This is a genomic window from Streptomyces sp. Mut1 (genome assembly GCF_030719295.1).
GTDB lineage: Bacteria > Actinomycetota > Actinomycetes > Streptomycetales > Streptomycetaceae > Streptomyces > Streptomyces castrisilvae.
Genome location: NZ_CP120997.1, coordinates 7,141,495 through 7,157,572 on the forward strand (window position 1 = coordinate 7,141,495; position 16,078 = coordinate 7,157,572).

Consider the following 16,078-nt stretch of genomic DNA (forward strand, 5'->3'; position numbering starts at 1 on the left):
TGAGCGGTGGATGGGCAGGAAAAGAGAGCGGGGGAGGGCAGGCGGAGCCGTGCTCAGCCCTGTCTGCCGGAGCCCCGGTCCGCCGCGAGGGCGCGGCCGCGGGCGCGGACGAACACTTCCTCGGCGCCGCCGGGGTCGTCGGGCGTGCGGGAGCGGTAGGCCCAGGGGAGCGAGGTGAAATACGGCCCCAGCTCCCTGAACACGGCTGCGGCGTCCGCGAATTGGAGCGCCCCCCACAAGGCGTGCGCCAGGTGGTTGAGGTCGAGCAGGGTGCGGGCCGCGGCGGGGGAGCGGTGGTACCAGATCTCCAGCGCGCGCAGGGCCTCGCGTTCCGCGTCCTCGGTGATCCAGTGCAGGTCGAGCGCCTTGCCGTGGTCGTGCTCGCGGCGGTAGCGCTCGACCCGGACGTACAGCGGGAGTACGTGGAGGGGGGAGCCGTCGGGTGCCGTGGAGGACGCCCACTGAACGAAGTTGACCGCCGCGGAGAGGGTGCCGCGGGTCTTGCAGGCGTACACGAACTGGAGCATCCGGTGGTACGCCTCGCGGTTGTGCGGGTCGCGCTGGTCGGCCTCGGCCAGCAGCCCCCAGGGGCCGGGGAAGAGCATCGGGCCGGGTGGCGGCAGCCGGTGCTCGGCCAGGCGCTGGTCGTCGTCGAGCTGGGACAGGGCCAGCAGGCACACCCACGGCACCGGGTCGGCCGGCGAGGCGTGGGCCGCCGACCGGCACGCCTCCCAGGCCTCCTGCCAGAGCTCCTGACCGCTGGGGTGTCCCGCGCGGTTGGCCCGTACCGCCCGCTCCACGGCGACCCGGGCGCGCATCACGACCGCGGCGACGCTCCCGGGCTCCTCGGTCAGCCAGGCGTGCACCGCGTCCGAGCCCGCGGCGACCGCGCCGAGCACCTGGGTGCGCTGGGTCCACAGAGACCAGTCCGGGGTGCGGTCGAGGAGGTCGCGCATGGCGAGCCAGCGTCCGGTGCGTAAGTCCTGTAACGCCGCTCTGAGCTCATTGTCGTGGCCGGCCGGATGGTAAACCGGCCGGAATTCACCGTTGGCCATGGACGCGCTCGGGACTGGGTGCTGAATTCATCGATCCTCAGGAATATTGCGGCGAAGAAACTGTTGAATTGCGAACTGCTCTTGGGCGTCCGGTTGCTGCTCGGCGGTGAGTGTAGAGCCCTTTGCGCGGAACTCTCGAACGAATCCTGGATTTCATTCAAGTCTCTTGCTACCGGCCGGTGTTGGTGATCTCCGCACGGTTCCGGACATACGGGTGGCAGGTGCTTGACGTAACCCTTGGTCTGCACCACTCTGGGTTGCCGCGACCGTAGATCATGATTCCGTTCAAGCCTCCGGGCTTGCGTACCGCTGGAGAACCGATGACAGGCCCGGTGCTCGCAATCGACCAGGGCACTTCGGGAACGAAGGCGCTGGTGATCTGTCCCGAGCGCGGCGTGATCGGTTCCGGTTCCGCTCCCGTGCGTCCCCGATACGGCCCGGGCGGAGCGGTCGAGGCCGATCCCGCGGAATTACTCGCATCGGTCATCGGGGCGGGAGAACGGGCGCTCGCCGAATCAGGCGGGACCGTTGACGCCGTGGGGCTCGCCAACCAGGGCGAGACCGTACTCGCCTGGGACCCGGACACCGGGCGCCCCCTCACCGAGGCGATCGTCTGGCAGGACCGGCGCGCCGAGACGGTCTGCACGGAACTCGCCCCCCACGGGGAAGAGCTGAAGCAGCTCACCGGACTTCCGCTCGACCCCTACTTCGCCGCCCCGAAAATGGCGTGGATCCGCCGCGAACTGACCAGGGAGGGCGTCGTCACCACCAGCGACGCCTGGCTCGTCCACCAGCTCACCGGCGCCTTCGTCACGGACGCCGCCACCGCCGGGCGCACCCAGCTGCTCGACCTGGACCGCGCCGCCTGGTCACCGGCCGCCCTCGACGTCTTCGGGCTCGGCGGCGAACGCCTGCCGGACGTGGTCGACGCCGCCGGCCCCTTCGGTACGACCGGAGCGTTCGGCGGCGACCTCCCGCTCACCGGCCTCCTCGTCGACCAGCAGGCTGCCCTGCTCGCGCAGAGCGCCCTGGACCCGGGCACCGCCAAGTGCACCTACGGCACCGGAGCGTTCCTGCTGGCCGGGACCGGCTCCACGCCGGTCCGGGGCGGCAGCGGCCTCGTCAGCTGCGTGGCCTGGCGGTTCGGCGGGCACACCAGCTACTGCCTGGACGGGCAGGTCTACACCGCCGCCTCCGCGGTGCGCTGGCTCACCGACCTCAAGGTGATCTCCGGCGCCGCCGACCTCGACCCGGTCGGCTCCTCGGTGCCCGACTCCGCGGGCGTCACCTTCGTCCCCGCACTCGCGGGCCTCGCCGCCCCCTGGTGGCGCGGCGACCTGCGCGGCTCGCTCACCGGCCTCGGCCTCGACACCTCGGCCGGGCACCTGGTGCGGGCCCTGTGCGAGGGGATCGCCGCCCAGGTGGCCGAGCTGGCCGGCGCGGTCACGGCTGACCGGGGCACACCCCTGTCCGTGCTCCGCGTCGACGGCGGCCTGACCCGCTCGGCCCTCCTCATGCAGACCCAGGCCGACCTGCTGCAACGGCCCGTCGAGGTGTCCGCGCTGCCCGACGTCACCGCGCTCGGCGTCGGCGCGGTGGCCCGCATGGGCCACGACCCCACGCTCCCGCTCGACCGGGCCGTCCCCGACTGGAGACCGGCCGCGGTCTACGAACCACGCATCGGCCCCGACGAGGCCGCCGAACGCCTCGGCGCCTTCCGCGCCGCCGTGCACACCCTCCTGGAACGGTCATGAACCCCGCCGGAACCGCCCGGTGACGCCCACCGTCACCAGGGCCGGTCAGCCGCTGCCCGGCGGCCCCCCGTACGACGTCACGGTCATCGGCGCCGGAGTGGTCGGCACCGCCATCGCCCGGGAACTGGCCCGCCACCCGCTGCGCACCGCCCTGGTCGAGGCCACGGACGACATCGCCAACGGCACCTCCAAGGCCAACACCGCGATCCTGCACACCGGCTTCGACGCCGTCCCCGGCACGCTGGAAGCCCGCCTCGTACGCGAGGGACAGCGCCTGCTGGCCGCCCACGCCGGACGGACCGGTATCCCCGTCGAACGCGTCGGCGCCCTCCTCATCGCCTGGGACCAGGAACAACTGGACGCCCTGCCGGGCCTGTTGGCCAAGGCCGAACGCAACGGCTACCACGCCGCCCGGCTCCTGGACGCCGAGGAGACCGCCGCACGCGAACCCCACATCGGGCCGGGCGCGCTCGGCGCCCTGGAGATCCCCGACGAAGCCGTCATCTGCCCCTGGACCACCCCGCTCTCCTACGCCACCCAGGCGGTCCGGGCCGGGGTCCACCTCCACCTGGACTGCCCCGTCCAGGACCTCGCGTACGCCGACGGCCTGCACACCCTCACCACCGGCCGGGGCACCCTGCGTACCGGCCTGCTGATCAACGCCGCCGGCCTGTACGCCGACGCGATCGACCGCCTGCTCGGCCACGACACCTTCACCGTGCGCCCGCGCCGCGGCCAGCTCATCGTCTTCGACAAGCTCGCCCGCGACCTGGTCGGCCACATCCTGCTCCCCGTCCCCACCGCGGCCGGCAAGGGCGTCCTGGTGGCCCCGACCGTCTTCGGCAACGTCCTGCTCGGCCCCACCGCCGAGGACCTGGACGACAAGACCGCCACCGAGTCCACCGCCGAAGGGCTCGCCCTGCTCCGGGAGAAGGGGCGCCGCATCCTGCCCCGGCTGCTCGACGAGGAGGTCACCGCCGTCTACGCGGGCCTGCGGGCGGCCACCGGCCAGGAGGACTACCGGATCACGGCCCGGCCCGAGCAGCGCTCCATCACCGTCGGCGGCATCCGCTCCACCGGCCTCACCGCCTCCATGGCCATCGCCGAGTACGTCGTCTCCCTCCTCCCCGGCACCGGACTCGACCCGGGCGAACCCACCGAACTCGCCCCCCTGACCATGCCCGGCCTCGGCGAGGGGGCCGACCGCCCCTACCTCGACGCCGGCCTCATCGCCCGGGACCCCGCCTACGGCACCCTGGTCTGCCACTGCGAACGCGTCACCGAGGGCGAGATCCGTGACGCCCTCACCTCCACACTCCCGCCCCGCTCCGCCGAAGGGCTCGCCCGCAGGACCCGGGCCGGCAACGGACGCTGCCAGGGCTTCCACTGCGGGGCCGCGATCCGCGCACGTATCGAGGGAGCCCGCTCATGACCCGACGCGAACGCGCCGTCGACATCCTGGTCGTCGGAGCCGGGCCGGCCGGGCTCGCCGCCGCGGCCGGACTCGCCGCGGCCGGCCCCCTCCACATCGAGGTCCTGGAACGCGAACAGACCGCGGGCGGCATTCCCCGCCACTGCGCCCACGGCGGCTTCGGCACGCGCGAGACCGGCGACCTCAGCGGTCCCGCGTACGCCCTGCACTGCGCGGCCGAGGCGCGACGGGCCGGTGCCACGCTGCGCACCGGCCTCACCGTCACCGGCTGGGCCGGGCCCCGCACCCTCGACGCCACCGGCCCCGGCGGCCTCGAACGGATCACCGCCCGGGCCGTCGTCCTCGCCACCGGCGCCCGGGAGCGCCCCCGCGCCGCCCGGCTCGTCCCCGGCACCCGTCCCGCCGGCGTCTACACCACCGGCGAACTCCAGCAGGCCGTCCACCTCCATCACCAGCACATCGGCACCCGGGCGGTGGTCATCGGCGACGAACCGGTCAGCGATGCGGCAGCCGACACCCTGCGCACCGCCGGAGTCCACCTCGTCGCCCGGGTCACCACCCACCCGCCCCGCCCCCTGGCCGCCGTACGCAGGGGCGGCGGCGCACCGCTGCTCACCCGCACCACCGTCACCGCCCTGACCGGCCGCCCCCGGCTCACCGGTGTCCGGGTGCGCCACGAGGACGGCCGTACGGCCACCCTGGCCTGCGACACCGTGGTGTTCACCGCCGACTGGATCCCGGACCACGAACTCGCGCGGCGCGGCGGGCTGCCCATGGACCCCGGCACCCGGGGCCCCGCCCACGACCCCGCGTACCGCACCGGGCAGCCGGGAGTCTTCGCCGTGGGCAGCCTCCTGCACGGCGGGGAGGGCGCGGGCACCGCCGCCCGCGAGGGCCGAGCCGTCACCGCACCCGTACTGCGCCACCTGGCCACCGGCGCCTGGCCGGTGAGCGGGCCGCCGCTCACCGTCGAAGAGCCCCTGGAATGGACCGCCCCCAACCTGGCCGGGCCCGGCGGCACCCGCCTCCTGCTGCGCACCGCCCGCCGGCTGACCGCACCCCTGCTCGTCGCCCGACAGGACGGGGCCGTGCTGCACCGGCACCGGGTGGTCAGGACCGTCCCGCCGGGCAGCGCCTTTCCCCTGGCCGCCGACTGGCTGGAGCGGGCCGACCCGCGGGGCGGCGCGGTGCGCCTGACCATCGGCGGGTGACCGCGGACCCGGGGGGCCGGTGGCCCGGGGGACCAGCGGCTCAGTGACTCAGGGAACCAGCAGCCGGTCCGAGACTCAGGGAATCAGCAGCCGGTCCGAGACTCAGGGAATCAGCAGCCAGTCGGAGCCGATCGCGGCGATCAGGCCGAGACCCAGCAGCCAACTGCCCAGCCGAGTACGGCCGTTGCGGCTCAGCTCGATCACGACTCCGCACAGGATGAGCGCCAGCCCGTACACCCCGACCACCAGCACCGAGGACCGGCTCGCGATCCGCAGACCGAGCACCACGGCCATCGCCGCCATCCCCACCGACGAGAGCACGACGCGCAGCTGTCTCGCCTGGCGCGGAGTCAGCCGGCGCTCCCCGCCGGCCCCGGCCACACCCTCGTCGTCCGCCGCCTCGTCCGTGACGTCCTCCACCACGTCCACGGCCGCCTCGTCGGCTATCGGGGCGTCCACGGTCCGGTCCTGGTCAGAAGTGCTCATGAGGCCGGATGGTAATGGCTCCGACCGCACCTGTTCCCCGCTGTCAACCAACACCGTCGAAACCAGGCCGAGTTCATCCCGGCCCCGGCCCCGTGCCCAGCCACGGTCATGACGCGTCCGCCCGGAGCCTCGGCGCCTCGGCGGCCGCGTCGACGGGCCCCGTGTCCGTACGCTCCACCCGCGCCGCCAGCTCCCGGGCCCAGCCGGCCAGCGCCCCGGCCCCGATCCCATGCGTCCCGGCCGTCCCGTACGCCTCCAGGGCCGCCGCGCCACGCCGCAGCAGCCGTGCCCCACCCGTGGCGTTGCCCCGGGCCGCGTGGGTCAGCCCCACGGCCAGCTGGGCGAGCCCGCGCCACAACTCCCGTTCCCCCTCGGGGCCCGACTTCCAGGCGTCCTCGAAAACCTCGTGGGCGTGGAAGGGCATGCCCGCGTCCAGCAGCCGCTGGGCCTCCCGCACCGTCTCGTCGGCGGTGCGCACGACCCCCTCCGGCTGCCGCTCCACCCCCGGTGTCCCGTACGGCAACGGGCGCCCCAGCCCGTCGCGGGGGCGCGCGTTGTGCGCCCTGCCCTCGGAGTCCCGGTCCCTGCGTGTCTCGTTCACACCACCGATTGTGCCCCGTACCTGCGGTGAACTGTCCGAACCACTGTCGGTCGGGCCCCGCGCACGACTAGGCTCGACCACCATGTTCACGACTTTGGGGGAGGCTAGGCATGAAGCCGTCCCGGCCGCTTTATGAGCGCGAACCGGAACTCGCCACCGCCGCGCAGGCCATCGACGCGCTCTGCGGTGCGCAGGCGACCGGCGGGCTGCTGATCTACAGCGGCGAGGCAGGCATCGGCAAGACCGCGCTCCTGGCCGAGGTCAGGGCCATGGCGCAGGACCGGTGCACCATCTGGTCCGCACGCGGCGGGGAGACCGTCACCTCCGTGCCGTTCCACGTCGTACGGCAGCTGCTCCAGCCCGCGCTGGACCAGTTCCCGGCGGACGACGTGCGGGCCCTGTTCGGCTCCTGGTTCGACATCGCGGCCCCGGCCCTCGGACTCGCCGAGCCCTCCGGCCCGCAGCCCGACCCCCAGGGTGTACGCGACGGCCTCGACTACGTCGTCAAGCGCCTCGCCTCCCGGCTGAGCCACCGCCCGCTGCTGCTCCTCATCGACGACGCCCACTGGGCGGACGGCGAATCCCTGGCCTGGCTCGCCTCGTTCACCGCCCGCCTCGGCGACCTGCGCGTGCTCGTCGTCCAGGCACACCGTCCCGAGGAGCTGGCGGCCCGCGAGGCCGCGCGCAACGCGGCGGGCGGCCACCCCGCGCAGATCCGCGTCGCGCTGCGCGCCCTCACCCCCGACGCCACCGCGGAACTGGTCCGCGCGGCCCTCGGAGAGCACGCCGACGACCCCTTCTGCCGCGAGGTCTGGGCCGTCACCGGCGGCAACCCCTACGAGGCGGTCGAGCTCGTCGCCAAGGTCCAGGACCGCGAGCTCGTCCCGCTGGAGGAGTCCGCCGGGCTGCTGCGCGAACTCGGCGCGTCCGCCCGGGGCAGCGGCCTTGTCGCCCGGCTCGAACGGCTCGGCACCAACGCCAACCGGTTCGCCTGGGCGGCCGCCGTCCTCGGCACCGAGATCTCCCAGGACCTCGCCGCCACCCTGGCCGGGATGAGCCCGGCCGAGGCGGCCGACTGCACCGCCCGGCTGCGCGAGGCCCGCATCGTCAGCGGCTTCGACCCGCTGGAGTTCGTGCACCCGCTGATCGCCTCCGCCGTGTACCGCTCCATCCCGCCGGCCACCCGCACCGCCATGCACGGCAGGGCCGCCTGGGCGATCACCCGGGCCGGGCTCGGCCCCGCCGCCGCCTCCCGCCACCTGCTCGAAGTCCACCCGGACGACGACCAGGAACTGGTCGAGCAACTGCGGGCGGCCGCGAAGCAGCACCTCGCCGTCGGCGCCCCCGAGGCCGCCCGCCGCTGCCTGGAGCGCGCCCTCCAGGAGCCGCCGCGCCACGACGTGCGCGCCACCCTGCTGTACGAGCTGGGGTGCGCGACACTCCTCAGCTCCCCGCCCACCACCGTGCGGCACCTGCGGGCCGCACTCGACATGCCGGGTCTCGCCGACGACGTGCGGGTGGACGCCACCTTCCGGCTCGCCGCCGCGCTCTCCCACAACAACCAGCTCAAGGAAGCCGCCCTGGCTCTGGCGGCCGAGGCCGAGCGCACCGCGCCGGGTCCCGGCCTGATGCGGTTGCAGGCCGCGCACTTCCTCTGGGAGGGCATGCAGGCCACCGAGGAGGACGGCCCCGGAAGGTCGCGCCGGCTCGCCGCCAACACCGACCACCTCGCCGGCCGCGACAACGCCGAACGCGCCCTGCTCACCCTGCGGGCCTTCGACGCGATGCTGCGGGGCGAGAACGCCCAGATCGTCGGCGACTTCTGCGAACGCGCCCTGGTCGACGGCCACCCGGCACGCGGACTCGGCTGGACCGACACCGAGTGGGGCTTCGAGCTCCCGGCCCTGGTCGGCATCACCTACGCCTTCACCGACCGGCTCGACCGCGCCGAGGAGCTGTTCGGCGAAGCGGTCCGGGCCTTCGAGATCTCCGGCTGGAGCGGCGCCCACCTGGCCTTCGCGCACACCCTTCTGGGCCTGGTCCACCGACGCCGCGGACGCCTCGCGGAGGCGGAGGGCTTCCTGCGCGAGGGACTGCGCCTCGCCGACCGGGTCGGCAGCGGACTCCCCGTCCACTGGGACGCCGCCTGCCTGCTGATCGACACCCTCCTGGCCCGGGGCCGGGTCCCCGAGGCACGCAAGGTCGCCGACCAGTACAACTTCGGCCTGCCCTACCCCAGCGCCATGGTGCTGCCCGACGCCCCGTGCGTTCGCGGCCGCCTGCTCCTGGCCGAAGGCCGTACGAGGGAGGCCGTGACCGAGCTCGAGGCGGCCGGGCGGGCACTGGAACCGCGCGGCCGGTTCAACGGCATCTGGGGCCCCTGGGCCGGTGACCTGGCCCGCGCCCTGGCCGAGGAGGACCCGGGCCGCGCCGCCCAGGTCGCCAACACCGCACGGGTGCACGCGGAGCGGTTCGGCACGGACACCGCCATCGGTGAGGCCCTGCGCTGCGTCGCCCTCTTCGCCCCGCCCGAGGAGGCCGTGTATCTCCTGGGCGAGGCCGTGCGCCATCTGGAGGCGTCCCCGTCCACGTACGAGTTCGCCCAGGCCCTGGTGGACCTCGGCATCGCGACGCGCTCGCCCCGGGAGCTGGCCCGAGCCCACAAGCTGGCTACGGCCTGCGGCGCCGAAGGAGTGGCGGCCCGCGCCCAGCAGGCACGCGCGTCGATCCGGTCCGCCGAGTGAGGTAATGTTTGCCGTGCAGCAGCCGCCCGGCCCGACCGGGCGGATTCGCGGCGGGACGTGGCGCAGCTTGGTAGCGCACTTGACTGGGGGTCAAGGGGTCGCAGGTTCAAATCCTGTCGTCCCGACTGGAGACAGTCGTAGATCAGGGGCCGGTTTCGGAGACATCCGAAATTGGCCCCTGATCGTTTTTGGGGACCAGCTGGGGACCAACCGGAGGTCCGGCGTCCTTGACCGGGTCAGCGGGTCATGACTACGGGGCCCGGCAGCGACCGTGGTGCGCGCAGCGCGCCGAAGTGGGCCGAGAGTGCCGCCCCGGCCGCTGTGATCTTGCGGACGTCCGGGTGAAGGTAGCGCTGGGTGGTGGTCAGCGAACCGTGGCCGGCGATCCTGCGGAGGACGGGTACTTGGAGGGCCGGCGGTGGCACGATCGGTGTGAACATCGGGCCCGGCCGCGATCGTCGACGCCTCACGGCCACCGTGCACGAGCTCGATAGAGGAGACTCTCCCACCCTGGGGGCACCCGGCAGCCCCGGCACCGGACAGACCTACGCCCGTCCCATCAGGCGCAGTCGTACCTGGATGGCGTCCGCCGCGTTCGTCACCTGCTGCTCCAGCAGGCGCCGTCCGTTGGCGGCATCGGCCGCCGCGGGGTCGCCGAAGTAGCCGAGTGGGGTCTTTACGCGGGCATGTCCGTACCCCTTCCGCCAGACGGCGAGATCCTCGGGGCCGTACTCGGTGCTCCTGAGCCCGGCCCGCACGTCGTTCCTGACGAGGGACGGCTGGGCGGCCAGCATCTGCGACGTCTCCCAGTCGCCGGCGTGCACGTCGATGTGGGCGGGCGTCGCCGACGTGTCCGACTTCGGCAGTGCCGCGCCGGTGGGGGACACATGCGGATCGTCGGGATCGAGCCCAAGCCGCTCGGCGAGCCGGTGGTCGATGACGAAGCTGATGTCCAGGCCGGTCAGTTGACTGCCCAGCCTGATGCCCTCGTGGACGGTCCGGTTGTTCAGCGCGTCGCCGTGGCCGCTGAAGCAGAAGACGTGGCGGAAGCCGTCCTTGAGGACTCCGGTCAGCACGTCGGCCATCAGTGCCTTCATCACCTCGGGGCGCACATTGTAGGAGGCGGGAAAGGACCCGGAGACGACGTTAACTCCCCAGTAGTACGGGGGCATGATGAGGGCCGGCACCCCGCGTCGGGCCAGTTCCCGGCGCACACCGCGAAGTTGGGCCGACGGGAGGTACACGTCGGTGCCGGCCGGCAGATGCGGACCGTGCTGTTCGATCACGCCGAAGGCCCACAGCAGGACCGCGCCGTCGTCCGCGGCCCGTTCCACCTCCTGCCAGGTCATCTCCGCGATGGTGTCGCGGAAGACGTCGCTGTCGACATCCTCGTGAGGCCTGTCCTCGCGCGGCCTGTCCTCGCGCGGCCTGTCCTCGTGAGTTCCGTCCGTGTACGAACTGTCGGCACCGTGCATGGGTGTCCTCCGCTCTCGGGCCGGGCGACCGCCCGGCAGTCCGTGCCCTGTGGCCTGATCATGTGGGTGCGGCGTCTGTTCGCTGCGAGGAGTGTCAGTAGCGCGGGGCGTCACGGTCAAGCCCCTTCGTATGTGATCGCCGCTGTTGCCGCTGTTGCCGCCGTTGCTCTCGGCCTGCGGCCGAGTCCGGTGAATGCCTTGCTCAGGTGGGGTGTGTGAGGGGTGAGGTCGCGTCGGGCCGGGCCGGTGAAGGGGTCCTGCGGCACGCGGGGACGGTGCGAGCGGATCACGCGGGAAGTACGCATCTCTCGAGTGAAGACCACCAAGCGACTATATTCAACCTATTGAATCCGGTGGTTCTGATGTGCATACTTCAAGCCATCGGAACACGGTCACTTCGACCGAGATGACCCGGTTGTCGATGTTCGAATCACGTGGACGCGATGAGACGGCCGGACAACCCGGCCCGGCCTCCGGCCCGGCTCAATGACCCCGCGTACTGATCTTCGTGGCGACTCCGCGTACCGATTTCCCGCCTGAGTTTCCCGGCGCCGTACGCCTCACGCAGACGAGGAACCCGACTCACCCGGACGCCGCCGCACGCAGACCACAAACCCGCTCAAGGGAGAAGAACGCCAATGACTGACTGGACCATCGACCGGGCCGTCGAGGAACTCCTCCGGCGCGAGCGGGAACGGCAGGACGGCGGGAGGATCACCGACCAGTGGCCCGAGCTCGATCTGGCCACCGCCTACCGGGTCCAGGACGCGCTGATCGACCGCAAGCGCCGGGCCGGGGAGAACATCGTCGGCGTGAAGCTCGGGCTCACCTCGCAGGCCAAGCAGCAGCGCATGGGCATCGATTCGCCGCTGACCGGATGGCTCACGGACGCCATGACGCTCGCGACGGGAGAGGCGGTGCCCGTGGCCGAGATGATCCACCCACGCGTCGAACCCGAGATCGTGTTCGTCATGGGCCGGCGCCTTGAGGGCCCCGGGGTGACCTGGGAGCAGGCGCTGGCCGCCGTGGAGAGCGTGCACGCCGGGTTCGAGATCATCGACAGCCGCTACCGGGACTTCAGCTTCGCCCTGCCCGACGTCGTGGCGGACAACGCCTCGTCGTCACGGTTCGCGGTGAGCGCCGAAGGCTTCGCACCCGGCGGGCTCGACCTGGTCGGCGAGGCGTGCACGGTCTCCGTGGACGGTGAGCTGATCCACTCGGCCACCGGGGCGGCCGTGCAGGGGCATCCCGCCCAGGCGCTGGCGCTCGCCGCCAACAGCCTGGCCCGGCGGGGGATCGCGGTGGAAGCGGGCTGGACCGTGCTGACCGGTGGGCTCACGGACGCGGTGTTCGTGGAGCCGGGACGCACGGTCGCGGTGGAGTTCGCCCACCTCGGCAGCCTGACGGTGACCTCCGGCCACCTGTAGTTCAAGGCGCGGACCACGCCCGCCGCGGGGCGCACCGGGCTTCCCCGGCCGCTACGGCTTCCCGCTTTCGCGGACGCGCACCGCGAACCGAGTTCCTCCGCGTCACCCCGCACGTGACGCGCGCCCGGCCTTCCGGCCGCCCCCAGCTGTCATCGGCCCCGGCCGTGGCGGATTGATCTTTCCCGAATCTCTGGAGCATGGAGCGTCGTATGTCCTTCATCGCGAGAAAACACCGGCTCATGATCGCCTCGTCGTGCGTCGTCCTGGGGCTGACAGCGGTCACCGCGTGCGGTGGCAGCCAGGGGGGAGCAGCAGCCTCTTCCAAGTCCGGTATCACCGAGATCAAACTCGGCACGATGCCCGTCATAGATGTAGCACCCGTGCGGCTCGGCATCGAGAAGGGCTTCTTCTCCAAGCGAGACCTGAAGATCACCATGCAGGACGCACAGGGTGGCGCCGTCATCGTTCCGGCGGTGGTGAGCGGCGGCTACCAGTTCGGCTACTCGAACATCGTCAGTCTGCTGGTGGCCCGTGCGGAGAAGCTGCCGGTGAAGATGGTCTCCGTCGGTGCCCGCGCCTCCGACGACGTGTCGGAAGACGGCTCGGGTCAGTTGCTGACCAGTGACCCGGAGGTGAAGAAGGCCGGCGACCTGAAGGGCAAGAAGGTCGCGGTCAACACGCTCAAGGGACTCAGCGAAGTCGCCGTCCGCACCGGCCTGGAGAAGTACGGCGTCAAGGCCGGCGACGTCGAGCTGGTCGAGGTGCCGATTCCCAACATGCAGACGGCGATCGAGAAGGGGCAGGTGTCCGCAGCACTGATCGGGGAGCCGTTCACCACGACGGCCAAGGCCGACGGCGCTCGCGCACTGCCGGTCAGCTACGCCAGCCTCGGAAAGCTGTCCCCGTTCGCCGGCTGGTTCACCTCCGAGCAGTACGCGGCCGCCAATCCCGAGGTCGTGTCCCGCTTCAAGGCCGCGCTCCAGGAGTCGCTGACCTACGCGGAGGACCACCCCGACGAGGCGAGGGCCGTCCTGAAGACCTACCTGAAGCTGAAGCCGGGTGTCAGCGAAAAGGTGACGCTGCCCGGATGGGACCCGGCGACGGACGCGGCGGAGATGAAGCCGCTGGCGCAGTACACCGTCGACGCGGGGCTCATCAAGAACACCGACGCGCTGGACAGCCTCCTTGCGAAGTGAGGAACGCGTGGCTCCGTGAACTCAGCGTGCACCTGGGTCACTTGATGTCTGCAAGGAGGGAGACGACATGAAACTACAGCCGCACAGCGGTGACGGACCGGCGGCACCGTCCGCATCTGCCGCGGACGAACGGACCGCGGACGGTCCGGCGTCCGTGACGAAGAGCCGGACCTCCGACGTCCGTCCGGTACCGGCCCCCGACGGCCGGCCGCGGCGCCGGTCCGTACCCGACCCGGTCCTCGGGGCGGCCGGAGTGCTGATCTTCGCCGGTGTGGTGGAGGCGCTGCCCCGGCTCGGCCTGGTGAGTGACCGCCACCTGCCGCCGGTCAGCGACATGGCCCGTGCCCTGGCGGGGGAAGCCGGGGGCTCCGCCTTCTGGACGGCGCTGACGGACACCTTGCAGGGCTGGGGGATCGGACTGGCCATCGCCGTCGTGGCGGGGACGGCCCTCGGGCTGCTGCTCGGCAGCGTGGAGGTGCTGCGTAAGGCCACGGCCTCGACCATCGAGTTCCTGCGGCCGATCCCCTCGGTGGCACTCGTCCCGCTGGCGGTGCTTGTCTACGGCACCGGGCTGCGCTCCACCCTGCTCCTTGTGGTGTATGCCTCGTTCTGGCCCGTGCTCCTCCAAGTGCTCAGCGGGGTACGGGACATCGACCCGGTGGCCCGTGACACCGCGGCCTCCTACCGGCTGTCGCCACTGGCGCGCCTGCGCTACCTGCTGTGGCCCACCACGCTGCCGTACTTCATGACCGGATTGCGCCTTGCGGCCTCGGTGGCCCTGATCCTGGCTGTCAGCGCCGAGCTGATCATCGGCGGTTCCGGGCTCGGCAGCCTGATCGCCTCGGCGCAGGCCGCCGACGCCGTACCGGAGACCTATGCGCTGGTCGCGGTGACCGGGCTGCTCGGACTCTGCGTCAACATCGTCTTCCGGGTGCTGGAGCGGACCTTGCTGTCCTGGCACACCTCGGTACGGAAGGAGGGCACGGCGTGAGCGTCCTCGGCGTATGGACCCGCAAGGCGGCCTACCTGCTCGCACTACCGGCGGTGCTGGTGGCTTCATGGGCGGTGCTCGGCGGCCGGACCACCAGCTTCTACTACCCCTCGCTCGGCAGGATCCTGTCCGCGTTCGCCGACACCTGGGGGTGGGAACGCGTCACCGGTGATGTGCTGCCGAGCCTGGCCCGCCTCGCCGCCGGTTACGCGGGCGCCGTCTGCGTGGGCGTGGCTCTCGGCACGCTCCTGGGCTCCCTGCCCCGGCTGCGGGCCCTGACCGAGCCGATCCTCGAGTTCTTCCGGGCCATCCCGCCCACGGTACTGATCCCGATCCTGATGCTCTTCAGCGGTGTCGGCGACGGAATGAAGATTCTCGTCATCATCTCGGGCGCCGTCTGGCCGGTCCTGCTCAACACGGTGGAAGGCGTACGGGCCGTCGACAATGTGCTGTCGGACAGCGCGCGGTGCTACGGCATCACCGGCTTCGCCCGGCTGCGGCATCTGGTCCTGCGCGCGGCGAGTCCGCAGATCGTCGCGGGCATGCGGCAGGCCCTGTCCATCTCGATCATCCTGATGGTGATCAGCGAGATGTTCGCCAGCTCGAACGGACTCGGCTTCACCATCGTCCAGTTCCAGCGCAGCTTCGCGGTCCCCGCCATGTGGAGCGGGATCATCCTGCTCGGCCTGCTCGGGTTCGCCCTCTCACTGCTCTTCGACCGCTTCGACTCCCGAGTTCTCGGTTGGTACCACGGCCTGCGGCGTTCCCAAAGGGGAGAGAAATGACCATGACGCATGTTGACTCCGCCCTGTCCACGGGTGCGGACCGAGCCCGTCTCGACGTGCGGGGGGTGCGGAAGATCTACCAGGGTGCCGGCCGGAGCGTCGAGGCGGTGCGCGACCTCACCTTCAGTCTCGGCGGGGGAGAGCTGGTCTGCATAGTCGGCCCCTCCGGGGCGGGCAAGACCACGCTCCTGAAGTGTGTCGCCGGCCTGCTTGCCCCCACCTCCGGCGAGGTGCGGCTCGGTGACGAGCGGGTGGTGGAGCCGCCGCCGGGCATGGCCGTGGTCTTCCAGGAGTACGGCCGCAGCCTGTTTCCGTGGATGACGGTCCAGGGCAACATCGACCTGCCGCTGAAGCAGAAGAAGCTGTCCAAGGGGCGCCGTGCCGAACTGGTGGCCCAGGCGCTGGAGGCGGTCGGCCTGACCGATGTGGCCGACGCCCACCCCTGGCAGCTGTCGGGCGGCATGCAGCAGCGCGTCGCCATCGCCCGGGCCGTCGCCTACGAGCCGGCCGTGCTGCTCATGGACGAGCCGTTCGCCGCCGTGGACGCGCAGACCCGGGCCGAACTGGAGGACCTCACACGGTCGTTGTGGCAGCGCCTGGGGATGACGCTGCTGTTCGTCACCCACGACATCGACGAAGCGGTGTACCTGGGCCAGCGCGTCCTGGTGCTGTCCGCTTCACCCACGGTGGTCATGGAGGACATCACGGTCGACCTGCCCGCCGAGCGGGACCAGATAACCACCCGCTCCGCGCCCCGCTTCGGGGAACTGCGGGCCCACGTCCACGAGCAGGTGCAGCGTGCGAAGACCTACCACACCACCACGTCGAGCGACGGCTCCGCCGCCGGCAAGGCCGACCGAGGCTGAAGCAGCCTGAGGAAACCGGCGTAACCAACTACGGCGGTATCTGAATCCGGAGGAA

General features: G+C 72.1%; 13 protein-coding genes, 1 tRNA gene and 1 pseudogene. 10 read left to right on the forward strand and 5 right to left on the reverse strand.

Annotation, left to right across the window (positions count from 1 at the left end):
- Nucleotides 1–53: 53 nt before the first annotated feature.
- Entirely contained in the window at nt 54–1,055 is a 1,002-nt protein-coding gene (locus P8A18_RS30870; RefSeq protein WP_306059893.1) for a hypothetical protein, read from the reverse strand.
- A gap of 320 nt (nt 1,056–1,375) precedes the next feature.
- Between P8A18_RS30870 and P8A18_RS30875 the strand changes: the two genes are divergently transcribed.
- From P8A18_RS30875 to P8A18_RS30885, 3 genes are read left to right on the forward strand one after another with little or no spacing between them, the layout of a single operon-like run.
- Nucleotides 1,376–2,809, forward strand: a complete 1,434-nt coding sequence (locus P8A18_RS30875) for an FGGY family carbohydrate kinase (protein ID WP_306059894.1) — start codon at nt 1,376–1,378, stop codon at nt 2,807–2,809.
- Between the two features lie 19 nt (nt 2,810–2,828).
- Nucleotides 2,829–4,241: an NAD(P)/FAD-dependent oxidoreductase gene (locus tag P8A18_RS30880; RefSeq protein ID WP_306059896.1), complete on the forward strand. Its 1,413-nt coding sequence runs from the start codon at nt 2,829–2,831 to the stop codon at nt 4,239–4,241.
- Nucleotides 4,238–5,452 carry an FAD-dependent oxidoreductase gene (locus tag P8A18_RS30885; protein WP_306059898.1) on the forward strand — a complete coding sequence of 405 codons (1,215 nt, stop codon included), beginning with the start codon at nt 4,238–4,240 and terminating at the stop codon, nt 5,450–5,452. The genes P8A18_RS30880 and P8A18_RS30885 overlap by 4 nt, the downstream gene beginning before the upstream one ends.
- A gap of 102 nt (nt 5,453–5,554) precedes the next feature.
- Here P8A18_RS30885 and P8A18_RS30890 read toward each other — a convergent pair whose 3' ends face one another.
- Both P8A18_RS30890 and P8A18_RS30895 read right to left on the reverse strand, forming a co-directional pair.
- Nucleotides 5,555–5,938, reverse strand: a complete 384-nt coding sequence (locus P8A18_RS30890) for a hypothetical protein (protein WP_306059900.1) — start codon at nt 5,936–5,938, stop codon at nt 5,555–5,557.
- A gap of 106 nt (nt 5,939–6,044) precedes the next feature.
- The gene (locus P8A18_RS30895; RefSeq protein WP_306059902.1) at nt 6,045–6,539 is read right to left on the reverse strand and encodes a DUF309 domain-containing protein; all 495 of its coding nucleotides are present in this window, start codon (nt 6,537–6,539) and stop codon (nt 6,045–6,047) included.
- A 110-nt stretch (nt 6,540–6,649) separates the two neighbouring features.
- Between P8A18_RS30895 and P8A18_RS30900 the strand changes: the two genes are divergently transcribed.
- A complete protein-coding gene (locus P8A18_RS30900) occupies nt 6,650–9,283 on the forward strand; it encodes an ATP-binding protein (RefSeq protein ID WP_306059904.1) in 2,634 nt (877 codons plus the stop codon).
- 51 nt (nt 9,284–9,334) lie between these two features.
- Nucleotides 9,335–9,408 (forward strand) — tRNA-Pro (locus P8A18_RS30905).
- A gap of 111 nt (nt 9,409–9,519) precedes the next feature.
- Here P8A18_RS30905 and P8A18_RS30910 read toward each other — a convergent pair.
- Together P8A18_RS30910 and P8A18_RS30915 are read right to left on the reverse strand one after the other, a co-directional pair.
- Nucleotides 9,520–9,693 (reverse strand): annotated as a pseudogene (locus P8A18_RS30910) (site-specific integrase); the annotation flags it as partial.
- 135 nt (nt 9,694–9,828) lie between these two features.
- Nucleotides 9,829–10,758 carry a creatininase family protein gene (locus tag P8A18_RS30915; protein WP_306059909.1) on the reverse strand — a complete coding sequence of 310 codons (930 nt, stop codon included), beginning with the start codon at nt 10,756–10,758 and terminating at the stop codon, nt 9,829–9,831.
- A 638-nt stretch (nt 10,759–11,396) separates the two neighbouring features.
- On the opposite strand from P8A18_RS30915, the gene P8A18_RS30920 reads away from it, so the two are divergent.
- From P8A18_RS30920 to P8A18_RS30940, 5 genes are all read left to right on the forward strand, one after another.
- A complete protein-coding gene (locus P8A18_RS30920; RefSeq protein WP_306059911.1) occupies nt 11,397–12,185 on the forward strand; it encodes a 2-keto-4-pentenoate hydratase in 789 nt (262 codons plus the stop codon).
- 209 nt (nt 12,186–12,394) lie between these two features.
- Nucleotides 12,395–13,381 (forward strand): ABC transporter substrate-binding protein, encoded by a 987-nt coding sequence (locus tag P8A18_RS30925; RefSeq protein WP_306059913.1) that lies wholly within the window; start codon nt 12,395–12,397, stop codon nt 13,379–13,381.
- A 67-nt stretch (nt 13,382–13,448) separates the two neighbouring features.
- Nucleotides 13,449–14,372 carry an ABC transporter permease gene (locus P8A18_RS30930; protein WP_306059915.1) on the forward strand — a complete coding sequence of 308 codons (924 nt, stop codon included), beginning with the start codon at nt 13,449–13,451 and terminating at the stop codon, nt 14,370–14,372.
- Nucleotides 14,369–15,157 carry an ABC transporter permease gene (locus P8A18_RS30935; protein WP_306059917.1) on the forward strand — a complete coding sequence of 263 codons (789 nt, stop codon included), beginning with the start codon at nt 14,369–14,371 and terminating at the stop codon, nt 15,155–15,157. The genes P8A18_RS30930 and P8A18_RS30935 overlap by 4 nt, the downstream gene beginning before the upstream one ends.
- Nucleotides 15,154–16,023, forward strand: a complete 870-nt coding sequence (locus tag P8A18_RS30940) for an ABC transporter ATP-binding protein (RefSeq protein ID WP_306059919.1) — start codon at nt 15,154–15,156, stop codon at nt 16,021–16,023. The genes P8A18_RS30935 and P8A18_RS30940 overlap by 4 nt, the downstream gene beginning before the upstream one ends.
- The last annotated feature ends 55 nt before the right edge of the window (nt 16,024–16,078 follow it).